At 59.0% G+C, this 16,985-nt stretch carries 18 protein-coding genes; 14 read left to right on the top strand and 4 right to left on the bottom strand.

Translation table 11 applies throughout. The annotated features are described in order from the left end of the window. Window positions 1–177: 177 nt before the first annotated feature. Both dapA and smpB read left to right on the top strand, forming a co-directional pair. Window positions 178–1,062: a 4-hydroxy-tetrahydrodipicolinate synthase gene (gene dapA, locus FCH38_RS03345; RefSeq protein WP_174372815.1), complete on the top strand. Its 885-nt coding sequence runs from the start codon at window positions 178–180 to the stop codon at window positions 1,060–1,062. A gap of 161 nt (window positions 1,063–1,223) precedes the next feature. Beyond that, the gene (gene smpB / locus FCH38_RS03340; RefSeq protein ID WP_149898000.1) at window positions 1,224–1,706 is read left to right on the top strand and encodes an SsrA-binding protein SmpB; all 483 of its coding nucleotides are present in this window, start codon (window positions 1,224–1,226) and stop codon (window positions 1,704–1,706) included. Between the two features lie 181 nt (window positions 1,707–1,887). Here the strand turns inward: smpB and FCH38_RS03335 are convergent, their stop codons facing one another. Beyond that, window positions 1,888–3,387, bottom strand: coding sequence for a globin-coupled sensor protein (locus tag FCH38_RS03335; RefSeq protein WP_153513464.1), 1,500 nt, complete (start codon window positions 3,385–3,387; stop codon window positions 1,888–1,890). Between the two features lie 216 nt (window positions 3,388–3,603). Then, entirely contained in the window at window positions 3,604–4,173 is a 570-nt protein-coding gene (locus tag FCH38_RS03330) for an NYN domain-containing protein (protein ID WP_013635795.1), read from the bottom strand. Window positions 4,174–4,565: 392 nt separating this feature from the next. On the opposite strand from FCH38_RS03330, the gene rpoZ reads away from it, so the two are divergent. The 11 genes from rpoZ (at window position 4,566) to recO (ending at window position 13,976) form a co-directional block, all read left to right on the top strand. Then, on the top strand, window positions 4,566–4,955 hold the full coding sequence (gene rpoZ / locus FCH38_RS03325; RefSeq protein ID WP_006311530.1) for a DNA-directed RNA polymerase subunit omega: 390 nt from the start codon (window positions 4,566–4,568) through the stop codon (window positions 4,953–4,955). Between the two features lie 132 nt (window positions 4,956–5,087). Then, entirely contained in the window at window positions 5,088–7,322 is a 2,235-nt protein-coding gene (locus tag FCH38_RS03320; protein WP_149897998.1) for a RelA/SpoT family protein, read from the top strand. Between the two features lie 197 nt (window positions 7,323–7,519). Beyond that, window positions 7,520–7,666, top strand: a complete 147-nt coding sequence (locus tag FCH38_RS03315; RefSeq protein WP_003496944.1) for a hypothetical protein — start codon at window positions 7,520–7,522, stop codon at window positions 7,664–7,666. A 452-nt stretch (window positions 7,667–8,118) separates the two neighbouring features. Then, window positions 8,119–8,697: a DUF2062 domain-containing protein gene (locus tag FCH38_RS03310; protein ID WP_149897996.1), complete on the top strand. Its 579-nt coding sequence runs from the start codon at window positions 8,119–8,121 to the stop codon at window positions 8,695–8,697. Next, window positions 8,694–9,098, top strand: coding sequence for a holo-ACP synthase (acpS, locus tag FCH38_RS03305; RefSeq protein WP_153513465.1), 405 nt, complete (start codon window positions 8,694–8,696; stop codon window positions 9,096–9,098). Before FCH38_RS03310 ends, acpS begins: the two co-directional genes overlap by 4 nt. A 210-nt stretch (window positions 9,099–9,308) precedes the next feature. Then, complete coding sequence (gene lepB / locus FCH38_RS03300) at window positions 9,309–10,055, top strand: signal peptidase I (RefSeq protein WP_149897995.1); 747 nt, start codon at window positions 9,309–9,311, stop codon at window positions 10,053–10,055. Next, window positions 10,052–10,771 carry a ribonuclease III gene (rnc, locus tag FCH38_RS03295; RefSeq protein ID WP_149897994.1) on the top strand — a complete coding sequence of 240 codons (720 nt, stop codon included), beginning with the start codon at window positions 10,052–10,054 and terminating at the stop codon, window positions 10,769–10,771. Before lepB ends, rnc begins: the two co-directional genes overlap by 4 nt. A gap of 74 nt (window positions 10,772–10,845) precedes the next feature. Further along, on the top strand, window positions 10,846–11,796 hold the full coding sequence (gene era / locus FCH38_RS03290) for a GTPase Era (protein WP_174372814.1): 951 nt from the start codon (window positions 10,846–10,848) through the stop codon (window positions 11,794–11,796). 90 nt (window positions 11,797–11,886) lie between these two features. Continuing rightward, complete coding sequence (locus tag FCH38_RS03285; protein ID WP_149897992.1) at window positions 11,887–12,639, top strand: Crp/Fnr family transcriptional regulator; 753 nt, start codon at window positions 11,887–11,889, stop codon at window positions 12,637–12,639. Between the two features lie 137 nt (window positions 12,640–12,776). Further along, window positions 12,777–13,154, top strand: coding sequence for a response regulator (locus tag FCH38_RS03280; RefSeq protein ID WP_149897991.1), 378 nt, complete (start codon window positions 12,777–12,779; stop codon window positions 13,152–13,154). A 57-nt stretch (window positions 13,155–13,211) separates the two neighbouring features. Next, window positions 13,212–13,976 carry a DNA repair protein RecO gene (gene recO, locus FCH38_RS03275; RefSeq protein WP_174372813.1) on the top strand — a complete coding sequence of 255 codons (765 nt, stop codon included), beginning with the start codon at window positions 13,212–13,214 and terminating at the stop codon, window positions 13,974–13,976. A 2-nt stretch (window positions 13,977–13,978) separates the two neighbouring features. Here recO and FCH38_RS03270 read toward each other — a convergent pair whose 3' ends face one another. Further along, on the bottom strand, window positions 13,979–15,193 hold the full coding sequence (locus FCH38_RS03270) for an MFS transporter (RefSeq protein ID WP_149897989.1): 1,215 nt from the start codon (window positions 15,191–15,193) through the stop codon (window positions 13,979–13,981). 180 nt (window positions 15,194–15,373) lie between these two features. Between FCH38_RS03270 and FCH38_RS03265 the strand changes: the two genes are divergently transcribed. Beyond that, entirely contained in the window at window positions 15,374–16,108 is a 735-nt protein-coding gene (locus FCH38_RS03265; RefSeq protein ID WP_174372812.1) for a class I SAM-dependent methyltransferase, read from the top strand. Between the two features lie 30 nt (window positions 16,109–16,138). Here the strand turns inward: FCH38_RS03265 and FCH38_RS03260 are convergent, their stop codons facing one another. After that, a complete protein-coding gene (locus FCH38_RS03260) occupies window positions 16,139–16,981 on the bottom strand; it encodes an MOSC domain-containing protein (protein ID WP_174372811.1) in 843 nt (280 codons plus the stop codon). Between the last annotated feature and the right edge of the window lie 4 nt (window positions 16,982–16,985).

Raw genomic sequence — 16,985 nt, 5'->3', positions numbered from 1 at the left:
TCGCCGCCGCGATTTTTTAACTGTGGTGTGACGTTCCGGACTGTCACACTTCCGACAATTTCGGGCAAAATAGGCTGCCTTTGCGCTTGTCGGCGCCAAGGGCTGGCACTAATGTGTGCCGGTTTTAACCATCGAATGCGGCCGAAGCATGAACCGGCTCGGCGCCAGGAGCTTTGCATGTTCAAGGGATCTATTCCCGCCCTCATTACCCCGTTCACGGACAATGGCGCCGTGGACGAACAGGCGTTTGCCGCTCATGTTGAATGGCAAATCGCCGAAGGCAGCAAGGGCCTTGTGCCCGTGGGTACGACGGGGGAATCCCCGACGCTTTCCCACGATGAGCACAAACGGGTTGTTGAACTCTGCATCGAGGTTGCGGCGAAACGGGTTCCGGTCATTGCGGGTGCAGGCTCCAATAATACCGATGAAGCGATAGAGCTTGCGCTCCACGCGCAGGAAGCCGGCGCGGATGCGCTGCTGGTGGTCACCCCCTATTACAACAAGCCGACGCAGAAGGGCCTGTTCGCTCATTTCTCCGCTGTTGCCGACGCGGTGAAACTGCCGATCGTCATCTACAATATTCCGCCGCGCTCGGTGGTGGACATGTCGCCGGAAACCATGGGCGCGCTGGTCAAGGCGCACAAGAACATCGTCGGCGTCAAGGATGCGACGGGCAAGCTCGACCGCGTTTCCGAACAGCGCATTTCCTGCGGCAAGGATTTCATTCAGCTCTCGGGCGAAGATGGCACGGCACTCGGTTTCAACGCCCATGGCGGCGTCGGCTGCATTTCGGTTACGGCCAATGTCGCACCGCGCCTCTGTTCGGAATTCCAGGCGGCAATGCTGGCCGGTGATTACGCCAAGGCTCTGGAGTATCAGGATCGCCTGATGCCGCTGCACCGGGCGATTTTCCTGGAGCCCGGCGTCTGCGGCACGAAATATGCGCTGTCGAAGACACGTGGCGGCAACCGCCGGGTCCGCTCGCCATTGATGAGCACGCTGGAACCGGCAACCGAAGCGGCGATTGACGCGGCGCTGAAACATGCCGGCCTGATGAACTAAGAGACGCCTTAAAGCCTTAGAGGCGCGCAATGGGACCGCTTCGCGACAGAAGCGGCTCCGCGCGCCTTTTCTTTTTGCGGCGACGATACTAAATAGAGGCTCGAAAACCGCTCTGGCCGACAGGCTGCGGCGCAATAAGAAAAACAAGGGATTGAAATATCATGGCCCCCAAAGGCAGCCAGCGCGTGGTGAACAAGATCGTTGCGGAAAACCGCAAGGCTCGCTTCAACTACGAAATCATCGACACCTACGAGGCGGGCATCGTGCTGACCGGCACCGAGGTCAAGTCGTTGCGCGAAGGCAAGGCGAACATCGCCGAATCCTACGCTTCGGACGAGGGCGATGAAATCTGGTTGATCAATTCCCACCTGCCGGAATATCTGCAGGCCAACCGGTTCAACCATGAGCCGCGCCGCCGCCGCAAGCTGCTGTTGAGCAAACGCGAGATCAGCCGCCTGCGCGCCGGCATCAACCGGGACGGCATGACGCTAGTGCCGCTGAAGGTCTATTTCAACGACCAGGGCCGCGCGAAGCTGGAACTGGCGCTCGCCAAGGGCAAGAAGCTGCACGATAAGCGCGAGACGGAGAAGGAACGCGACTGGAACCGGCAGAAGTCTCGGATTCTGAAAGGTAATTCGCAGTGAGTTCTGCCGGGCAGGGGTTGCCGCCTTTCGCCGCATGCTCCTGCTTCATGCCGCACCAGATCCGGCATCCAGCCACGGCGCGTCTGCGCCGTGAAAGGTCTTTTTCGCGATCAAGGACTTAATCGCGCTGGACCCCGGATCAGGTCCGGGGTGACAGAGTGAAGATCATTCCGGTCAAGTCTCAGGCAGCCCTATAAGTCCGCTCCACATAAGTCCTCGAAGCCGAGACGCTGAACTTGCTGACCAGCGCTGCGAGATTGGCGCTGACATCGCTCAGATTATGTGTGGCCGCATTGGTTTCTTCCACCATGGCCGCATTCTTCTGGGTCAGATTGTCCATGCTGTTGATGGCGGCGCTGATTTCCTGAATGCCGACGGACTGCTCCTGCGCCGCCTTGGTCAGCGAGGCGATATGTTCCTGAATGTGATCCACCTTGTTACCGATCGTATTCAGGGATTCGCCCGTCTTGTTGACCAGCGACACACCCTGCATCACATCGTCTGAGGATTTGGCGATCAGCGTCTTGATTTCCTTGGCCGCATTGGCCGAGCGCTGGGCAAGCTCGCGCACTTCCTGGGCGACGACCGCAAAACCCTTGCCCGCTTCACCGGCGCGTGCGGCCTCCACACCGGCATTCAGCGCCAGAAGGTTGGTCTGGAACGAGATCTCGTCGATGACGGAAATGATCTGGGTGATCTTCTGCGACGATTCCTCGATGGCGCCCATGGCCTTGACGGCTTCCGTCACCACATCCCGCGAGCGCGCTGCCTCAACGGCCGAGCTTTCGACGATGGCCTTGGCCTCTTCCGAGCGCTGCGCCGAGAGTTTGGAAATGGTGGTGATTTCCTCGACGGCGGCGGCGGTTTCCTCAAGGGCGGCGGCCTGCTGTTCGGTCCTGCGGGCCATATCGTCAGTCGCAGAGGTCAGCTCACGGGTGTTGCCGGAAATCTTGTTGGCCTCTTCGACGATCTGCGCAAAGGCGCCGGAGAGATTGCCGACCGCGGCGTTGAAATTGGCGATCAGCCCTTCAAATTGCGGCGCGGTCTTTTCGCCGATGCTAGAGGTGAGGTCGCCATTGGCCAGCTTGTTCAGCGCATTGTTTAGCAGTTCGAGAACGTGCTCCTGTTCCTTCTTCATCTGCGCCTGCTCAGCCTCCACCTTGAGCCTCTCGGCGGCCAGCACGTCGAGATAGACGGAGATCGAATAGTCCATGTCCAGAAGGGCGGCCTTGATGGTGGCGGACAGCCCGTCCTTCAATTTTTTGGCCTTCTTCTCCATGAAGAGGCCCTTCAGTTCGGAACTGATGACGGCCTTGACGATGCCATCGAGCATCAGCGCATAACCGCCAATATACCAGCGCGGCTCCAGCCCCAGCCTGGCATGGGTGCGGCCGATGGCGGTGACGGCGTCGGTATAATCGCCGTTGAACGTGCCGGAGGCGATCCTCGCCCAGTGTTTCAGCTGCATGCTCTTGGCATGGTGGATATGCGCATCGTTGGCGAAGAACTTTGCCGTCTCCGGCACCGAGCGAACCTTGGCATAAAAACGGTCGAGCGAAGCATCGAGCGAGCCGGTGATGACACCTTTCATCTCGGAGAGATTTTGCCGCTGTTCGTGGCCAAGTCCCAGAAAATTCAGTCTTTCATCGAGTTGTCGGTCGGTTTTTGCTTGGCCATGCATGTCTAAATATCCTGATTTGGCACCGAAATCACATCGTTGGCGCCGTTACGTCTTTTAGACACGTCTAAAATTAACCAAGTTATAATTTCGACTTACCGAATTTGATGTTTGTTAATTCTAAAAAGAATTTTTACCTCGCTGGCATAGTGCAAACAGAAACGCGCCCGTCTTTTCAGGACGGACGCGTTTATGATTTCGTCGCAGCAAAAACTTGGATCAGATCGTCTCAGGGCTTTCGACATGCCGGGCAGGGCGCTCGTTCGGGTCGCGCCCGATCTCGGCCTTCAGCGTCATCAGGTCGATGAAGTGATCGGCCTGCCGGCGCAGATCGTCGGCGATCATGGCGGGCTGCGTTGCCATGGTGGAAACCACGGAAACCTTGCGGCCCTTGCGCTGCAGCGCATCCACCAGCTTGGTAAAATCGCCGTCGCCGGAAAACAGTACCAGGTGATCGACGGTCTCGGACTGTTCCATGGCATCGACTGCCAGTTCGATGTCCATGTTGCCCTTGATCTTGCGGCGACCGAGCGCGTCGGTGAATTCCTTCGCCGGCTTCGTCACGACCTTGTAGCCGTTATAATCCAGCCAGTCGATCAGCGGACGGATCGAGGAATATTCCTGATCCTCGATCAATGCGGTGTAATAATAGGCGCGCAGCAGGTATCCACGCTTTTGAAAGGCCTTCAGGAGCTTGCGGTAGTCGATATCGAATCCCAGGCTTTTCGATGCTGCATAAAGATTGGCTCCGTCTATGAAGAGCGCAATTTTCTCCCGTGGATCGAACATTCCATCCCATTCCTTTTTTTGGAAAGGCCATTATCTGGCTTTTATTTCCGGCCGATAACGCAAAAAGTCATGTCGTATCAACGAGCTTCGCGTACCGCCGTTGCGTTTTAAGTAAGCTACCTTCCCCCGTATTCCAAGACAATTTTTCTAGACATTTTGTTCATCAGACGCCAAACATCGGCAATAAGGTGCCAAAAGACGCCAAAGACAGGAAAAACTTGAATTCCGCGGCCAATGGCTGTATCGGAAGCTGGAAAGCTTCGTCGCGTGAAATCCTGAATGTTTTTCGCAAGGCACGAAGCGCAGATTCAATAGGTTAGAGCATCCCTTGTGCATCCCGAAGAAAGCACGGCGCTCTGATCCACGACATTACGACACGCAAAGGACAGGCAATGGCCCGCGTCACAGTTGAAGATTGCATTGATAAAGTAGACAACCGTTTCGAACTGGTGCTTCTCGCCAGCCACCGTGCACGCCAGATTTCCCAGGGCTCCTCCATCACGGTTGACCGTGACAACGACAAGAACCCGGTCGTTGCGTTGCGCGAAATCGCTGACGAGACGCTGTCTCCGGACGATCTGAAGGAAGACCTTATCCATTCGCTGCAGAAGCATGTGGAAGTGGACGAGCCCGAGCCCGATCCGGTCACGCTTGCCGCCTCCGCTGCCGATGGCGAAGACGACGACCAGCCGGAAACCGTTACTTTCGACCAGATGTCGGAAGAAGAACTGCTGGCCGGTATCGAAGGCCTTGTGCCGCCGGAAAAAAATGACGACTATTGATCTAAGTTTATGACGCCATTGGCAGGCGGTGGTTACCGTCTGTCAATATTTCCCGTCATAATCTGATCCCTATTGATGCAGCATTGTGCGCCGACCCCATGGTTGGCGCGCTTTCTTTTTGTGGAATATCGCATGATGCGGCAATACGAACTCGTCGAGCGGGTTCAAAAATATAAACCGGATGCGAATGAGGCCCTGCTGAACAAGGCCTATGTTTATGCCATGCAAAAACATGGCCAGCAGAAGCGGGCCAATGGCGACCCCTATATCTCGCATCCGCTGGAAGTTGCCGCGATCCTCACGGAAATGCATCTCGACGAATCGACCATCGCGGTGGCGCTGCTGCACGATACGATCGAGGACACCACGGCCACCCGCGCCGAAATCGATGAACTCTTCGGTGAAGATATCGGCCGGCTGGTGGAAGGGCTGACCAAGCTCAAGAAACTCGATCTCGTTACCCGCAAGGCCAAGCAGGCCGAAAACCTGCGCAAGCTGCTGCTGGCCATTTCCGACGACGTGCGCGTTCTTCTGGTCAAGCTCGCCGACCGCCTGCACAATATGCGTACCATGGAATATATGCCTGCCGACAAGCGCAGCCGCATTTCCGAGGAGACGATGGAAATCTATGCGCCGCTCGCCGGCCGCATGGGTATGCAGGACATGCGCGACGAGCTGGAAGACCTGTCCTTCCGATATCTCAACCCGGAAGCCTATGAGACGGTGACCAACCGTCTGCAGGAGCTGGAAACCCGCAATGAAGGCCTCATCAAGAAGATCGAGGACGAGTTGCGCGAGCTTCTGGTGGCCAACGGGTTGCTCGGCACCAACGTCAAGGGGCGTCAGAAGAAGCCCTATTCGGTGTTCCGCAAGATGCAGTCGAAGTCGCTCTCCTTCGAGCAGCTTTCCGATGTTTACGGTTTTCGTATTCTGGTGGACGATATTCCCGGCTGCTACCGGGCGCTTGGCATCGTGCACACTCGCTGGCGCGTGGTGCCGGGCCGCTTCAAGGATTATATCTCCACCCCGAAGCAGAACGATTATCGCTCCATCCACACCACCATCGTCGGCCCGTCGCGCCAGCGTATCGAGCTGCAGATCCGCACCAAGCGCATGCATGAAATCGCCGAATTCGGCATCGCTGCCCATGCACTCTATAAGGATGGTGAAAACGGGGAGGGCGATCTGCTCTCGCCGGAATCGAATGCCTATTCCTGGCTGCGCCACACCATCGAATCACTGGCCGAAGGCGACAGCCCGGAAGAATTCCTCGAGCACACCAAGCTTGAACTCTTCCAGGACCAGGTGTTCTGCTTCACGCCCAAGGGCAAGCTCATCGCCCTGCCGCGCGGCGCGACGCCTATCGACTTTGCCTATGCCGTTCACACCAATATCGGTGACACCACCGTTGGCGCGAAGATCAACGGGCGGATCATGCCGCTCGTCACCCGCCTGAACAATGGCGACGAGGTGGAGATCATCCGCTCCGGCGTGCAGGTGCCGCCGGCCGCATGGGAAGAGGTGGTGGTGACGGGCAAGGCCCGCTCGGCCATCCGCCGCGCCACCCGCATGGCCATCCGCAAGCAATATTCCGGCCTCGGTTATCGCATTCTCGAGCGTACTTTCGAGCGCGCCGGCAAGGCTTTCTCGCGGGAAGCCTTAAAGCCTGTGCTGCACCGTCTTGCGCAGAAGGATGTCGAAGACGCCATCGCCGCCGTCGGTCGCGGCGAGGTCTCCTCGCTGGATGTGCTGCGTGCGGTCTATCCGGACTATCAGGACGAGCGCGTGACGGTGAAGATGACCGGCGACGATGGCTGGTTCAACATGCGCAGCGCCTCCGGTATGGTCTTCAAGATCCCCGGCAAGTCGCGCTCCGTTCTGGAGGACGATGGCGCGGCCGAGATGCTGGACGGACCCGACCCGCTGCCGATCCGCGGCCTTTCCGGCAATGTCGATGTGCATTTCGGTGCCGCCGGCGCCGTTCCGGGAGACCGCATCGTCGGCATCATGGAAAAAGGCAAGGGCATCACCATCTATCCCATTCAGGCGCCGGCGCTGCAGCGTTTCGACGATGAGCCGGAGCGCTGGATCGATGTCCGCTGGGACCTCGATGAGGCGAACAAGTCACGCTTCATGGCGCGGGTGATGATCAATGCGCTGAACGAGCCGGGCACGCTCGCCTCGGTGGCGCAATCGATCGCGACGCTCGATGTCAATATTCGCGGCCTGAACATGGTCCGCATCGGCACTGACTTCTCCGAGCTGGCGCTGGATGTCGAAGTCTGGGATTTGCGGCAGCTGAACCAGCTTCTGTCGCAGCTGAAGGATCTAGACTGCGTATCAACAGTGGCGCGTGCCTTCGATTGAGGCATTTTTAGTCGCTCTCGCAACTCAAAAGGCCGTTGTTATGCATTCATTGCATGGCAGCGGCCTTTTCCTGTCTCTGGTCGCGGACAGGCTTTAAGACTATCTTCCTTTCAGAAATTGAAGACGGGAACGCGGCGTGCCGGTGGGATCTACACCGATGAGAAACGCCAATCCCCAAACCGAAAGGACCGAAAATCATGTTTACTCCGCTTCGCAAGATCGCCCGTGCCGTCCGTGGCAAGACCACCCAGGAACGCGAATTCGAATATCTCAGCGGCTCGGTATCGAATGTCGACCTCGAGTTCCGTCAGCGCGAAATCGACCGCGGCCTGTTCCGCCGGTAATGCACCCAGCGCATGGCAGCCCTTCGCCATGCGTATGCGACCGGCAGGAGCAGCTGGTACCCGCTAGTGTTCCTGCATTTCGTAAATCTATGTGAATGTGCGCTTCAAGCGGGCGTTCCACCGCTGTCCGGTCAAAATGATGGGACACGCTGCCTTTGCAGCGAAGTTGGCGGCGAGGGGTGCGTATTTCCTCAACGTCATCCTTGGGCCTGTCCCAAGGAACCTAATCACGTCGAAAAATCAATCGGTTGCGGATCCTCGGGACAAGCTCGAGGATGACGTCAGTGCGTGCGGCAAGGTCGTACCCATCTGGTGACGCGGCGCGGATGCCCCACTGCTGGCTTCCGGCCCAGACCCGAATGACGGTAGCGGGCAACAGGCCCTGCAAAAGAAATCCTCCCATCGCCCACCATGCCCTTGGCGCAGCCCGGTCGATGAAATAGACTGCCCGCATGCCGTTTCGCCGCCGTGAACCCGTTGGTTTTTCAGAGAAGATTCGCGACCTCTTCTGGCCGCGCACGGGTTTTTCCCGTTCGCTGCGCTATATGAAGCTGCGTCTGCTCAGGCTTTCCGCCTCTCCCCATTCGGTTGCTGCCGGTGTTGCCCTTGGTGTCGGCGTGGCCTGGACGCCGTTTCTCGGCGTTCACATCCTCATCGCCATGGCGCTCGGTTTCCTCATGCGGGTCAATCTCGTCGCCGCAGCCCTCGGCACCACTTTTGCAAATCCGCTGACATTTCCATTCATATGGGCTTCCACCTGGGAACTCGGGCACCTCATTCTCGGCCGGCAAACGGCGGAAAGTGCTGCACATGTGGATTTCGTGGCGCTGTTCAGCCATCTCGAATTCCGGCAGATATGGACACCGGTGCTGGAACCCATGACCATCGGCGCGATTCTGCCTGCCGCCGTCAGCGCGATCATCGCTTATATCGCCGTTTTCGGCCTTATCAGCGGCTTCCAACGCCGCAAGATGGAAAATCTTGCGCACCGAGCCGCCAACAAGAATGCTTCTCTGGAGATGTTGAAATGATCATTGGATTGGGCAGCGACCTGATCGACATTCGCCGCGTTGAAAAGTCGATCGAGCGTTTCGGCGAACGGTTCACCCACCGCTGTTTCACCGATATCGAACGCGCCAAATCCGATGGCCGCAAGAACCGCGCCGCTTCTTATGCCAAGCGTTTCGCCGCCAAGGAGGCCTGTTCCAAGGCGCTTGGAACAGGCCTTGCGAATGGTGTTTTCTGGAAGGACATGGGCGTCGTCAATCTGCCGGGCGGCAAGCCGACCATGCGTCTGACCAATGGGGCAGGGGAAAGACTGGCGGCCATGCTGCCGGCCGGCCACCGCGCCAATATCCACCTGACGATCACGGATGATTTCCCTTATGCTCAGGCATTTGTGATTATCGAGGCGCTTCCCGTGAATGGCTGAGACCCGGTGCGGCCGCATTGGCGGCCTATTTGCACCCGTGTCATAGAAGCGCTTCCCTTCGGGCTGGAAAGGTTCTAGAGAAGTCGCAGAAATATGAAAGCGTTGCCGGCTGTGTGAAGACTGCTTCATATGGCACAAGCACGACAAAACAACGGCCCCGATGCCTTCGTGAAACCGAAGAAGCCGGGAAACAATCAGGCAGGTCTTTAAGTGTCCGAAAAAGCTGAGAAGAAGCAGAACGCCCTCTGGGAAAACGTCAAGGTCATCATTCAGGCGCTGCTGCTGGCCATGGTCATCCGCACCGTTCTGTTTCAGCCCTTCACGATCCCATCAGGCTCGATGATGCCGACACTTCTGGTGGGCGACTATCTTTTCGTCAACAAGTTCTCTTACGGCTATTCGAAATATTCGCTGCCCTTCTCGCCGAACCTGTTTTCGGGCCGTATTCTGGAATTCAGCAAGCCCAAGCGTGGCGATGTCGTGGTGTTCCGCCTGCCGCCAAATCCTGAAGTGGATTACATCAAGCGTCTCGTCGGTCTGCCGGGTGATCGCATCCAGGTGACGAACGGCGTGCTCTTCATTAACGGCCAGCCGGTGCCGAAGCAGCCAGACGGCGCCTTCACCTCGGATTACCGCGCCGATCCGGGCGCCAATGTGCCGGTCTTCCGCGAAACGCTGGATAATGGCGTCACCTATGACACGCTCGATCAGTCGCCCGATTCGCGCGGCGACAACACCCGGGAATTCCTGGTGCCGGAAGGCCATTATTTCATGATGGGCGACAACAGAGACAATTCGCTCGACAGCCGCTTCGACGTCGGTTTTGTGCCGGAAGAAAACCTGATCGGCCGCGCCAGCGTCATCTTCTTCTCGCTGGGCAATGACACGCCGTTCAGCCGCATTTGGGAATGGCCAGCCAACATGCGTTGGGACCGCCTGTTCAAGGTTGTGGAATGAGCAAGACCAAGCCGCTTTCGACGGACGAGATTTCCCGTCTGGAAGCGTTGATCGGATATGAATTCAAGGAAAAGGCCCGGCTCGACCGGGCCTTGACCCATGCCAGTGCCCGCTCGGCGGCGGCCGGCAATTACGAGCGGCTGGAGTTTCTGGGCGACCGCGTTCTTGGCCTTTGCGTCGCAGAATTGCTGTTCTCCATCTTTCGTGACGCCACTGAAGGTGAGCTTTCCGTCCGTTTGAACCAGCTGGTCAGCGCCGAATCCTGCGCCGCGATCGGCGATGAGATGGGCCTGCACAATTTCATCCGCACCGGATCTGATGTGAAGAAGCTGACCGGCAAGGCGATGCTGAACGTGCGCGCCGATGTCGTCGAAAGCCTGATTGCCACCCTTTATCTGGATGGCGGGCTGGAAGCATCGCGCAAATTTATCCTGAAATACTGGCAGGGCCGCGCAACGCGCGTGGATGCCGGGCGGCGGGATGCCAAGACCGAGTTGCAGGAATGGGCGCATGCCCGATTTGCGGCGACGCCCTCTTACCGGGTTGACGACCGCTCCGGACCGGATCACGATCCAAGCTTCACCGTAACGGTGGAAATTCCCGGCGTGAAGCCGGAAACCGGCGTCGAGCGCTCCAAGCGCGCAGCCGAACAGGTGGCGGCCACCCGCTTGCTGGAGCGCGAAGGCGTCTGGCAGAAAAGCCCCACCAAAAACTGAGCACCCGACCATAGGGTGCCAAAATCGAGCGCATGGCGGACCCTTTGGCCGCATGTTGAATACCTCAGACCTTGATGGATACTATGACCGATCACGAAAACCCCGCCGTTGAAGGCGAAGACAACAACCTTCCGACCCGTTCCGGCTTCGTGGCCCTGATCGGCCCGACCAATGCCGGCAAGTCGACACTGGTGAACAGGCTGGTGGGCGCCAAGGTTTCGATCGTCAGCCATAAGGTCCAGACGACGCGCGCGGTGATGCGCGGCATCGCCATTCACAAAAATGCGCAGATCGTTTTCATGGATACGCCCGGCATCTTCAAGCCGCGCCGCCGGCTTGACCGCGCCATGGTCACCTCCGCCTGGGGCGGGGCAAAGGATGCCGATCTCATCCTGCTTCTGATCGACAGCGAGCGCGGCCTGAAGGGCGATGCCGAGGCCATTCTCGAAGGGCTGAAGGACGTTCCGCAGAAGAAGATCCTCTGCCTCAACAAGATCGACCAGGTGAAGCGCGAAGACCTGCTGAAGCTTGCCGCCGCCGCCAATGAGACGGTCACTTTCGACCGCACCTTCATGATTTCGGCCACCAATGGTTCGGGCTGCGAAGACCTGATGGATTATCTGGTGGATACCCTGCCGGAAGGTCCGTGGTATTATCCGGAAGACCAGATTTCAGATCTGCCGATGCGCCAGCTCGCTGCCGAAATCACTCGCGAGAAGCTGTTTCTGCGGCTGCATCAGGAACTTCCCTATGCCTCGCATGTCGAGACGGAAAGCTGGGAAGAGCGCAAGGATGGCTCCGTGCGCATCGAGCAGGTGATCTATGTCGAGCGCGACAGCCAGAAGAAGATTGCGCTTGGCAAGAACGGCGATGCCATCAAGGCCATCTCCACCGCCTCGCGCAAGGAACTGTCGGCTATCCTTGAGCAGCCGGTCCACCTCTTCCTGTTCGTCAAGGTGCGCGAAAATTGGGGCGATGACCCTGAACGCTTCCGCGAAATGGGCTTGGAATTTCCGCGAAACTGAATATCTTCAGCGTTTTATCGGGAACCGAATACGTTCGGGCGGGTTGTTCCAAAACAATTGGGCGCAACCTTTTTTCGATGACGGATATTCATGTCGCCAAAAAAACCGAACGGGATTTCCACCACGCCTTGCCAGCAGTGTCCCCTGCGCGACCTGCCGCATTTCAGGGATTTTGCTCCTCCTGAACTGGATTTCGTCTCCCGTTTCAAAACGGGGGAACTTGCGGTTGAAAGCGGCTCCGTCATCCTGATGGAAGGTTCGCACAGCGCCCATCTCTATACCGTGCTCAATGGCTGGGCGTTTCGTTACAAGACGCTGGAAGATGGCCGGCGGCAGATCCTCAACTATGTCATGCCGGGCGATCTCGTCGGCCTGCAGGGCACGGTGATGGGGGAGATGCAGCATTCAGTCGAAGCGCTGTCACCGGTGACGCTGTGTGTTTTCGAGCGATCCCGCCTCAACAACCTCTTCACCGATCATCCGACCCTTGCCTATGACCTGACCTGGATCGCGGCGAGCGAAGAACGCATGCTCGACAGCCATCTGCTCAGCATCGGCCGGCGCACCGCACTGGAGCGCGCCGCCTACCTCATCGCCTTCCTCTACAGCAAGGCGAAAGCGGTCAATCTCGTTCGCGGTGAGATGCCGATCCCGGTCACCCAGCAGCATGTCGCCGATACGCTCGGCCTTTCCATCGTCCACACAAACAAGACCTTGAGAAAGCTCGTCGATCGCGCGTTGATCCGCTGGACGGACAAGGGCTGTCTGGTGCTGGATGATGCCGGACTTGCCCATGTGGCTGGCTGGGAAAGCGATGAAAAGCGCCAGCGACCCTTCATCTGATCCTGTCTCGACATGTCTTTTTTAAATGACGTTCCAGCCGTAATTTGCGACTCCTGTGATAATATCTCGCTGGAACGCAATTCCGGAGACCGCTTCGCAGAGCCGGCTGGCTCCTTCATCTAGGAAGAAGAAAACATATGGTGCCACAACGGGTTATCATCGTTGAGGATGAATATCTGGTGGCGCTCGATGTCGAAGCGGTTCTCCAGTCCATGGGCGTTGAAACCATCATCATAGCCACAACGCTTGCGCAGGCCGGTGAAGCCTTTGAACAGAACGGTGCGGACTGCGTGCTTCTCGATGTCAGCCTGTCCGATGGCAAGAGTTACGATTTTGCGCGCCTGCTGCGCGAGGCGGGCATTCCTTTCGGTTTCGTCAGCGGTTACGGCGACACGGCGGGGTTTCCGGACGATCTTTCGCAGGCGCCTCTGCTTGGCAAGCCGTTCGGGGAAAATGAAATCTCCGATTTCGTCCTCAATCTCGTCGGCGTGGCGAAAGACGCCGTAAAAGAATAACGTTTCGCCGCCATATCGGTTATGATCGGGCTTCAAATCGGAGTTCGGACAGGTTTCATGCAGTGGCAGGATGAGGCAATCATTCTCGGCGTAAAACGCCATGGCGAAACGAGCGTCATCGCCGAGGTGATGACCCGTACGCGCGGCCGACACCTCGGCATGGTGCGCTCCGGGCGCTCCCGCAGCATGCAGCCTGTGCTGCAGGCCGGCAACCGGGTGGATGTCATCTGGCGGGCGCGTCTTCACGATCATCTCGGCGAATACCGCATCGAGCCGCTGCAATTGCGCGCAGCCCAGCTGATGGAAACGGCGACCGCCGTCTACGGCGTGCAGGCCATGGGCGCGCTTCTCAGGCTTCTACCGGAGCGCGATCCGCATCCGCATCTCTATCAGGCGCTCGATATCATTCTCGACAATCTTCATGAGCCGGCCGATGCCGGGGAATTGTTCGTGCGGTTTGAACTCGCCGTGCTGAACGATCTGGGTTTCGGGCTCGATCTCACCGAATGCGCGGCGACCGGGCTGCGCACCGATCTCATCTATGTGTCGCCGAAAACGGGCAGGGCGGTTTGCCGCACGGCAGGCGCGCCCTATGCGGCCCGGATGCTGTCATTGCCCGCTTTTCTCGGTGAGGGCCAGTCGAAAGCTGCCGATCCTGAAAGCCTCGCGGCGGCCTTCCGCCTGACCGCCCATTTCCTCAACCGGCATGTCTATGATCCGCGTGGCCTGAATGAAAACGCCGCCCGCGACGGTTTCGTGCAGGCGGCGCTGAAGGCGCTGCAGCGCAGGGCGTCACCGCCCGCGCTCGATAAGGCCGTGTAGTCTCAGGCCATTGCCGGCCGCGGCGCGGGCCGCTCCTGAATGGGCCAATGCACGATGGCTGCAAAAATCCCCATGCCGACTCCCAGCCACCAGACGAGATCATAGGAGCCGAGCCGGTCGTAAAGGAAACCGCCGAGCCAGACGCCGAGGAACGAGCCGATCTGGTGCGACAGGAACACGACGCCGCCGAGCATGCCGAGATGGCGGGTGCCGAACATGATCGCCACCAGCGCATTGGTGGGCGGCACGGTGGAAAGCCAGAGAATGCCCATGACGGCCGCGAAGAGGATGACCGAAAGCGGTGATTGCGGCAGGAGCAGGAAGGCCGTCACGACAACCGAGCGGGCGATATAGATATAGGCCAGCATATAGGGTTTCGAATAACGCTGGGCGATGACGCCGGCGGCGAGCGACCCGATGATATTGAAGAAGCCGATCAGCGCCATGGCAATGACGGCGTAACGCGGTTCGATGCCGATATCGCCGAGATAGGCCGGGAAATGCGCGGTGATGAAGGCCACCTGGAAACCGCAGACGAAAAAGCCTGTCGTCAACAGGAGATAGCTCTTGTGACCCAGCGCTTCCCGCAGCGCCTCGCCCGCCGTCTGCTGGAACTGCGTCTGTGACTGGCTACCGGAAGAGGAGTTGCCGCGCATCGGAAAGGCGAGCAGCGGCACGAGCATCATCATGACGGCAAGCCAGACGAGCGTATCCGACCAGCCATAGGTGGAAATCAGCCCCTGGCTGATGGGCGCAAACAGGAACATGCCCGCTGAACCCGCCGCCGTGCCGATGCCGAAGGCGAGCGAGCGCTGCTGCGGCGTCACATGGCGCGCGAAGGCAGACAGGATGACGCTGAAGGAGCCGGCCGCGATGCCAAGCCCGACAAGCACGCCACCGCCGAAATGCAGCCAGAACGGCGAGGTGCCGAAGGACATGCAGATGAGGCCGGCGGCATAAAGAAAGCCTGACAGCACGAGCACGCGGCCCGTGCCGTATTTATCGGCGATGGCGCCGAAGAAGGGCTGGCCGAGGCCCCAGAAAAGGTTCTGCAAGGCCATGGCGAGGCCGAAGGTGGAGCGATCCCAGCCGGTATCGGCCAGCATCGGCAACTGGAAGAAGCCCATGGCCGAACGCGGCCCGAAGGTCATGACGGCAATCAGCGACCCGGCGGCGATAATCAGCCAGGGCATGGTCTGGCGTGTGGCTTGCGACATGAAATTCTCCTGCTGCAGCATGCGCCTTGGAGATGGCGCAAATCTTCTGCAGATTCCCTCTGATCGGGATGAATATTAGCTTTTGTCAGCCGTCCTCACTAGCGACTTTTCTTGACCCCCAGTATTCATGGGATTGATGGGATGCCCGCACATTATTGCCGGAATTCCGGAGAGATGACGATGAAGCAGAATATTTACGACGACCCCGGGTTTTTCGAGCGCTACAGCGCCATGCCACGCTCCGTGGAAGGGTTGCGGCAGGCCGGCGAGTGGCACGAACTGCGCGCCATGCTTCCGCCGTTGCAGGGCCGGAGCCTACTCGATCTCGGTTGCGGTTTCGGCTGGCATTGCCGTTATGCGGCAGAGCAGGGGGCGGCCCGTGTCGTCGGCGTTGATCTTTCGGAAAACATGCTGCGCCGTGCCGCCGAAATAAATGGCAGCACCGGTATCGAATATCGTCGGGCGGCAATCGAGGACATCGATTTTCCGCCGGAAAGTTTCGATGTGGTGCTGAGTTCTCTCGCCCTGCATTATGTCCGTGATCTCGACCTGGCATTCGCGAGAGTTTCCACCGTGCTGAAATCCGGCGGTGAGTTCATCTTTTCCATCGAACATCCCGTTTTCACCGCGCTGGAAAAACAGGACTGGTTTTACGGCGAGGATGGCGAAATCCTCCACTGGCCGCTCGATAATTATCAGAATGAGGGCGTGCGCCATTCCAACTGGATGGCCGATGATGTCGTCAAATATCACCGCACGGTGTCAGGTATTCTCAACAGCCTGCTTTCCGCCGGCTTTACCCTGACGCGTCTGGCCGAGCCGAGGCCCGATCCCGCCTTGCTCGCGGAGCGACCGGAGATGAAGCACGAAGATCGCCGCCCGATCTTTCTGATCGTCAGCGCCCGCAAGCCGTAGTGGCATGAGGGGCGCTGCAACGCCCGTGGCCTAGCGCCTCTTGATCGCCCAGCCTTCCGGCCGTTCCTCCACCACCTTGGCCACGTCGCCGACCGACAGTCTGCCCTGACTGCGCGGTGTCACGTTCCAGCCGAACAGCGGGCCGGGCACGCGCCGGTCACCCGACATGCGGATGCGGCCCATGGCCTTCATGGGCGAGGGCACGTCGCGGGAGCCGGTTATCTGGTCTTGCGTGGTCATGATGCAGCGGGCGCAGGGCTTGACGAGATCAAAACGAATGCCGCCGATCTCGATGGCCGCCCAGCGGTCCTCCGCCCATGCTTCGTCCGTGTCCAGCACGATATTCGGCCGGAACCGCTCCATGCCGACCGCGTCCTCGCCATTGGCGCGCATATTGTCGTTCAGCGCGGCAAGCGAGGCGGTGGTGGTGACGAGGATCTGGTAGCCGTCCGCAAAGGTGACGGGCGTTTCGTTGCCGGTCCATTCGAGGCTCGCAATGCGTTCCGAGGCATCATCGAAGAATGCCAGCTTTACCTCGCGCCCCAGCCACGCCGAGAGCGTATCGTTGGTCTCGTCATCGGCGATATTGGCGCTGACGATCGATTTCCACACCGCCACATCCATGCGCTCTCCGGAAGGTCTTGCGACGATCTCGTCGTCGTTGTCCCGCGCAAGCGCCATTCCGCCATCCTCATGCCGCGCCAGAACCGTGGCTATGGCAGGCAGTTCGCGCTGGGTGATGAAATGGCCGGAAGGGTCGATCAACATGGCGCGACGATCGCCCGGCAGGCCCTCGGCCGAAACAGCGCTCTCGGAGAGGGGAATGCCGCGCGCGCTTTTCAGCGGATAGATGTTGAGTTCGGTCACATGCATCTTG

Origin of the sequence: Agrobacterium tumefaciens, assembly GCF_013337285.1 — a bacterium.
Classification (GTDB): domain Bacteria; phylum Pseudomonadota; class Alphaproteobacteria; order Rhizobiales; family Rhizobiaceae; genus Agrobacterium; species Agrobacterium burrii.
Note: the sequence above shows the minus strand (reverse complement) of the source record. Positions and strands in the feature narration are given on the sequence as shown.

Excerpts from the sequence above, each read along its gene's own strand:
- dapA (WP_174372815.1), top strand. The coding sequence starts at position 178 with ATGTTCAAGGGATCTATTCCCGCCCTCATTACCCCGTTCACGGACAAT.
- smpB (WP_149898000.1), top strand. The coding sequence starts at position 1,224 with ATGGCCCCCAAAGGCAGCCAGCGCGTGGTGAACAAGATCGTTGCGGAA.
- FCH38_RS03335 (WP_153513464.1), bottom strand. The coding sequence starts at position 3,387 with ATGCATGGCCAAGCAAAAACCGACCGACAACTCGATGAAAGACTGAAT.
- FCH38_RS03330 (WP_013635795.1), bottom strand. The coding sequence starts at position 4,173 with ATGTTCGATCCACGGGAGAAAATTGCGCTCTTCATAGACGGAGCCAAT.
- rpoZ (WP_006311530.1), top strand. The coding sequence starts at position 4,566 with ATGGCCCGCGTCACAGTTGAAGATTGCATTGATAAAGTAGACAACCGT.
- FCH38_RS03320 (WP_149897998.1), top strand. The coding sequence starts at position 5,088 with ATGATGCGGCAATACGAACTCGTCGAGCGGGTTCAAAAATATAAACCG.
- FCH38_RS03315 (WP_003496944.1), top strand. The coding sequence starts at position 7,520 with ATGTTTACTCCGCTTCGCAAGATCGCCCGTGCCGTCCGTGGCAAGACC.
- FCH38_RS03310 (WP_149897996.1), top strand. The coding sequence starts at position 8,119 with ATGCCGTTTCGCCGCCGTGAACCCGTTGGTTTTTCAGAGAAGATTCGC.
- acpS (WP_153513465.1), top strand. The coding sequence starts at position 8,694 with ATGATCATTGGATTGGGCAGCGACCTGATCGACATTCGCCGCGTTGAA.
- rnc (WP_149897994.1), top strand. The coding sequence starts at position 10,052 with ATGAGCAAGACCAAGCCGCTTTCGACGGACGAGATTTCCCGTCTGGAA.
- era (WP_174372814.1), top strand. The coding sequence starts at position 10,846 with ATGGATACTATGACCGATCACGAAAACCCCGCCGTTGAAGGCGAAGAC.
- FCH38_RS03285 (WP_149897992.1), top strand. The coding sequence starts at position 11,887 with ATGTCGCCAAAAAAACCGAACGGGATTTCCACCACGCCTTGCCAGCAG.
- FCH38_RS03280 (WP_149897991.1), top strand. The coding sequence starts at position 12,777 with ATGGTGCCACAACGGGTTATCATCGTTGAGGATGAATATCTGGTGGCG.
- recO (WP_174372813.1), top strand. The coding sequence starts at position 13,212 with ATGCAGTGGCAGGATGAGGCAATCATTCTCGGCGTAAAACGCCATGGC.
- FCH38_RS03270 (WP_149897989.1), bottom strand. The coding sequence starts at position 15,193 with ATGTCGCAAGCCACACGCCAGACCATGCCCTGGCTGATTATCGCCGCC.
- FCH38_RS03265 (WP_174372812.1), top strand. The coding sequence starts at position 15,374 with ATGAAGCAGAATATTTACGACGACCCCGGGTTTTTCGAGCGCTACAGC.
- FCH38_RS03260 (WP_174372811.1), bottom strand. The coding sequence starts at position 16,981 with ATGCATGTGACCGAACTCAACATCTATCCGCTGAAAAGCGCGCGCGGC.